This is a genomic window from Leifsonia sp. PARNA 1/14 (assembly GCF_055720965.1).
Window position 1 is genome coordinate 822,414 of the sequence record NZ_JBVQSP010000002.1, and the last position, 5,744, is coordinate 828,157.

Annotated in this window: 3 protein-coding genes; 1 reads left to right on the plus strand and 2 read right to left on the minus strand. The window is 71.8% G+C overall.

Going from position 1 to position 5,744, the window contains the following annotated elements; genetic code table 11:
• Together AC0HS0_RS09080 and AC0HS0_RS09085 are read right to left on the minus strand one after the other, a co-directional pair.
• Nucleotides 1-1,456, minus strand: a 1,456-nt coding sequence (locus AC0HS0_RS09080; protein WP_472963348.1) for a YhgE/Pip domain-containing protein, incomplete at its 3' end; no start/stop codon positions are given.
• A complete protein-coding gene (locus AC0HS0_RS09085; RefSeq protein ID WP_472963350.1) occupies nt 1,453-4,227 on the minus strand; it encodes an MMPL family transporter in 2,775 nt (924 codons plus the stop codon). The genes AC0HS0_RS09085 and AC0HS0_RS09080, both read right to left, overlap by 4 nt.
• A 154-nt stretch (nt 4,228-4,381) precedes the next feature.
• Between AC0HS0_RS09085 and AC0HS0_RS09090 the strand changes: the two genes are divergently transcribed.
• The gene (locus AC0HS0_RS09090; RefSeq protein WP_472963352.1) at nt 4,382-5,668 is read left to right on the plus strand and encodes an adenylosuccinate synthase; all 1,287 of its coding nucleotides are present in this window, start codon (nt 4,382-4,384) and stop codon (nt 5,666-5,668) included.
• The last annotated feature ends 76 nt before the right edge of the window (nt 5,669-5,744 follow it).

A 5,744-nucleotide genomic window follows, 5' to 3' on the forward strand; every position in this document is an offset into this window, starting at 1 on the left:
CGAGGGCGATGAGCGCGGAGGGGACCGTCGACAGCAGCAGCCGGGAGGGCACGGCGCGACGCGCGAGCGTGGTCGCCATCGCACCGAGCCACAGCGCGAGCACGGCGAAGAGCGGGAGGGTGGCGAGTCCGGCGGGAGGGGCCTTCTGCACTGCCCGCACCGGCTGGACGGCCACGGCCGAGAGCGTCGTCATGTCGCTGTCGCTGTAGGTCGGGATCGACTGCGTCGCCTGCGCGAGGCCCGACGACAGCTGGGCGGCGCCGTCCGCGGTCTGCGCCGCGCCGGTGGCAGCGGAGGCCGCTCCCGCGCTGAGCGACGCCGCGCCGGAGGCGGTCTGCGTGGCGCCGGCCGCGACCTGATCAGCTCCAGAAGCCGAGGCGTCGATGCCGTCGACCAGCGCGGGCATCGCCGCGGCAAGCGCGGCGTTGCCGGAGGCGACCGCGTCCGAGCCGGTGGCGAAGGCCGAGATCCCACTGTTCGCGTTCTGCAGAGTTGCGAGCGCCGCCTGAGCGCGCGTGCAGAGCACGGCCGGACCGGTCGCGCAGAGCTGCGCGACGACCTGCGCGAACTGGTTCGTGGCCGACCCCACTCCCGCGGAGGCCTGATCGGCCGCGCCCGCGAGCGCGGCGGACCCCTGCGCGAGCTGCTGGGTCTGGCCCGGGAGGGGCTGCGACTTGTCGCTCAGCGTGCCGAGACCCGACGCGAGCGACTGCGCGCCGGCATCGAGCGACTGCGTGCCGGAGGCGAGCGTCGCCGCCCCACTCGCGAGGGACTGCGTGCCCTGCGCGAGCGACGCCGCGCCGGCCAACAGCGACGCCGCACCCGACGCGGCCGAGCCGATCTGCTGGTCGATCGTGTTGAAGCCGGCGTAGACGTTCTGCAGGTACTGCGCGGTCAGCTGCCGGTCGAGGGCTGCCGTCGCTGCCTGGCTCACCGCCGCCGCGAGCGCCGGGTCGACGAGGGATGCGGCCGGGCTGGTCTTCACCGTCACGGTCGCCTGCTGGGCGCTCGCCGCAGGGCCGCCGATGGAGGTCGCGTCGGCGGAGAACGACGACGGGATGGTGAGCACCGCCGCATACTGTCCGCTCGCGAGTCCGGCGGCGGCGTCCGCGTCGTTCGTGAGCACCCACGTGAAGTTCGTCGGGTCGTCGCTCGGAGGGGCCTCCGTCGGAGAGCCGGAGCCGGCCGCCGAGACGGTCGAACCTCCGGCGATCAGTGAACCGGCGAACTGCCTCCCGAGCGGGACCGTCTTGCCGTTGACGGTGACCGGGGTGTCGTTGTTGACCACAGCGGCGGTCACCCGGTCGAGGTGCAGGGCGGGCGAGAAGAGGCCCCAGCCCAGTACGCCGACCACGAGCAGCGGTGCGAGGGCGAGTCCGATGAGCGTGAGGACGCGGGTGCGTTCCGAGCCGGCTCGGGCGTCGAAGGGCGCCGGGTCGTCGTTGCGGTCTGTCATGGGATGGGCTCCCGTCGCGGGCGAGGGGTGGAGGGGTCGGAGTCGGGAGGGTCGGACTCCGAAGCAGCGATGATGTCGGGCGCGGCGACGGCGATGGGCGGGTTGGCGTTCGCCGGCAGGAGGTCGGCGACCGCCTCGGGGGAGGTCGCAGCGAGCACGAGTGCCGTGCCGCGGGCCGTGACCCGGGCGAGCTGCTCGGCGAGCACCTGCCGCTCGGCGCCGGTCACCGCCTCTGCGCCGTCCACGACCAGGACCACCGGGCGGTCGGCTGTCGCGTCCCTCACGGCAGCGACCGCGTCGCTCGTGCGGTCCAGGCGGGCGATCGCCGCGCGCGAGCGCACCGACGATCGCCGAACGGGCAGCAGGAGGCCGTCCACCTTCAGACGCCCGCCCTCCAGCGGCGCGCGCCCGGCGATCGCCGACGCCAGCGCGGTGTGCCCCGGCCCGGTCAGCACGATGGCGCCGCCGCGCGGCACCAGCGCATCGAACGTCCCCGACCCTCCGGCTCGGGCGCCCTCGGCGGCGATGGCGTAGGCGGCGCCGGGTTGCGGCCAGTCGGCCGCGTCGAGTTCTGCCTGCACGCCCTCGCCTTCGATGTCGAGCACGGGGAGGGCGCGATCCCACGACCGCGGCATCCACCAGGTCGCCCTCCCGAAGAGCACGAGCACGGCGGGTATCAGGGTCATCCGCACCACGAACGCGTCGACCGCGACGCCCACCGCGAGGCCGAGCGCGATCGGCTGGATCTGCGCGTCCCCGCCGGGGATGAAGGCGGCGAACACCGCGAACATGATGATCGCGGCGGCCGTGACCACCTTGGCCGACCCCTCGAACCCCTTGTGCACGGAGCCCTTCGTGTCCTCGCCGAGCAGGTGCTCCTCGCGCATGCGGCTGGCGAGGAACACCTCGTAGTCCATGGCCAGCCCGAACAGCACGCCCATCACGATGATCGGCATGAAACTGATGATCGACCCGATGTGCGCGACGCCGAGCGGCCCGGCCAACCAGCCGCTCATGAACACCAGGCTGGTGACGCCGAAGGCCGCGCCGATGCTGAGCAGGTAGCCGAGTGCAGCCGTGACCGGCACCACGATCGACCGGAAGACGATGGCCAGCAGAACCAGCGACAGCCCGACGACCAGCAGCGCGAACGGCAGCAGCGCGCCTCCGAGCCGGGAGGAGATGTCGATGCCGGCGGCGGTGTACCCGGTGATCGACAGGTCGATCCCGTACTCGCGCTCGAAGTGGCCGTGCATCGAGCGGAGCTTCGCGACGAGCTCCTGGGTCTCGGGCGAGTCCGGGGCGCCGGTCGGCACGACCTGGGCGATGCCGGTGTCGCCGGACTCGTTCGGCGTCGACAGCGGCACGGCCGCGACGCCGGGGACGGTCTTCAGCTCGGCGGCGAGGTCGTCCATCAGACCGACCGGGTCGGTGCTGCCGATCACCGAGCCGGTGGCGATCAGCGGGCCGTTGTATCCGGGGCCGAAGTGCTCGGCGACGAGATCGTAGGCGATGCGGGCGGGCTCGTGCTCGTCGAGTGAGCCCGCGTCCGGCAGCGCGAGCCGGAGCGAGGCAGCCGGCAGCGCGACCAGCCCGAGCAGCGCGACGACCAGCACGACAGTGAGGATCGGGATGCGGGTGACCGCGTGCACCCAGGTGGTGGCGACGGGATGCTCGCGGCGGGGGCGCGCGGGCTTGGGGGTGCGACGCGGGCGCCGAGGAGGTGTCGCCGCCCCCTTCCGATACCGTTTCGCCACCACCCGCGTCCCCGCGAAACCGAGCAGCGCCGGCGTCAGCGTCATCGAGATGAGCACGGCGATCGTCACCGCGAGGGCAGCGGCGACACCCATGGTCGTGAGGAACGGGATCCCCGCGACGCTCAGCCCGACCAGCGCGATGATGACCGTGACGGCCGCGAACACCACGGCCGACCCGGCCGTCGCGACCGCGCGGGCGGCGGACTCCTCCGGCTCCATCCCGCGTTTCAGCTGCTCCTGGTGGCGGGAGATGATGAACAGCGCGTAGTCGATCCCGACCGCGAGCCCGAGCATGAGAGCCAGCAGCGGGGTCGTGGAGGCGATCGTGAGCCAGTGCGTCGCCGCGAAGATCAGGGCCAGCGAGAGCCCGGCGCCGAGCAGGGCGGTGATCAGCGGCAGGGTGGCGGCGATCACGGAGGCGAACGTCGCGATCAGCACCGCGAACGCGACGGCGATGCCGAGCAGTTCGGTGACGCTGATGCCCGCGACCGTCTGCGAGAACAGCTGGCCGCCGACCGCCACCTCCGAACCTTTCGGCAGGGCGGCCTGCAGGTCGCGGCCGGCCTTCTGCAGGGCGTCGGAGGTGGACGGCAGCACTGCGGTCTGCGTGACCGAGAGCTGGATGGGCACGATGACGGCGGACCCGTCGGCGGCGATGTTCCCGGTCGACGGCCCGCTGTACGGGGAGGATGCGGAGGTGACCTGCGGAATCTTCGCGATCGCGGCCGCGGACGACTCGACCGCCGACTGGAACGCGGGATCGCGCACGTCAGAGCCCTTCGGCGCGACCGCGACGAGCTGCGCCGAAGTGCCGCTGACCTCCGGGAAGGTACGGGCGAGCGCGTCCTGCGCCTCCTGCGACTCGGTGCCGGGGATGCTGAAGGTGTTGTCGGTGCCGTTGCTGAGCAACCCGGCCCCGGCCAGCAGGAGGACGAGGGCCACCAGCCAGCCGGCGAGCACCCATCTCCGCGCCCGGTAGGCGGCACGGCCCAGCATGTACAGAAGGGACGACATCGGGGCCAATGTAGAACTTCGCTCAGCTTCCCGACAATGCCGGTTTCCTCCATCGAGGGGCCTTCCGATCGCCGCAAACAGGTCGCGATAGGATCGAGTGCGACGGTCGTCCGCGAGGCGCCGACGCGCTCCCGCCCATCGAGAGGACCGAAACGTGCCCGCGATCGTGATCATCGGCGCCCAGTGGGGCGACGAAGGCAAAGGCAAAGCGACCGACCTGCTCGGCAGCCGCATCGACTACGTCGTCAAGTTCAACGGCGGCAACAACGCCGGTCACACGGTGGTCGTCGGCGACGAGAAGTACGCGCTGCACCTGCTCCCGTCCGGCATCCTGACCGAGGGTGTCACGCCGGTGATCGCCAACGGTGTCGTCGTCGACCTGGAGGTCCTTTTCCAGGAGCTCGACGGGCTGATCGCCCGCGGCGTCGACGTGTCTCGCCTCAGGGTCAGCTCCAACGCCCACGTGATCACGCAGTACCACCGGACCATCGACAAAGTCACCGAGCGCTTCCTCGGCAAGCGCCAGATCGGCACCACCGGCCGCGGCATCGGCCCGACCTACGCCGACAAGATCAACCGCGTCGGCATCCGCATCCAAGACCTGTTCGACGAGAACATCCTCCGGCAGAAGGTGGAGGGCGCTCTCGACCAGAAGAACCACCTGCTGGTCAAGGTGTACAACCGCCGCGCGATCGGCGTCGACGAGGTCGTCGAAGACCTCCTCGGCTACGCCGAGCGGCTGCGGCCGATGGTGGTCGACTCGTCGCTGCTGCTGAACGAGGCGCTCGAAGACGGCAAGTACGTGCTGTTCGAGGGCGGCCAGGCCACCATGCTCGACGTCGACCACGGCACCTACCCGTTCGTCACGTCCTCCAACTCGACGGCGGGAGGCGCGGCCACCGGCTCGGGAATCGGCCCCAACCGCATCGACCGCGTGATCGGCATCGTTAAGGCCTACACCACGCGCGTCGGCGCCGGCCCGTTCCCGACCGAGCTGTTCGACGAGTGGGGTGAGTTCCTGCGCGAGCGCGGCTTCGAGTTCGGCACCACCACCGGCCGCCCGCGCCGCACCGGCTGGTACGACGCCCCCGTCGCCCGCTACACGGCGCGCATCAACGGCGTCACCGACTTCGTGCTCACCAAGCTCGACACCCTCACGGGCATCGAGCGCATCCCGGTGTGCGTCGCCTACGACGTCGACGGCGTGCGCCACGACGAGGTCCCCTCCTCCCAGAGCGACTTCCACCACGCCGTGCCGATCTACGAGGAGTTCCCCGGCTGGACCGAGGACATCAGCGGCGCGCGCACCTTCGAAGACCTGCCGAAGAACGCGCAGGACTACGTGCTCGCCCTGGAGGCCATCTCGGGCGCCCGCATCTCGGCGATCGGCGTGGGCCCGGCCCGCGACGAGATCGTCGTGCGCCACGACCTCGTCGACTGAGACGCGCCCCCGCACCTCAGAGCGTGCGGCGGGCCCGTTCGGCGATGCGCCGGTCGAGCGCGCTGAGCTCGTCGAT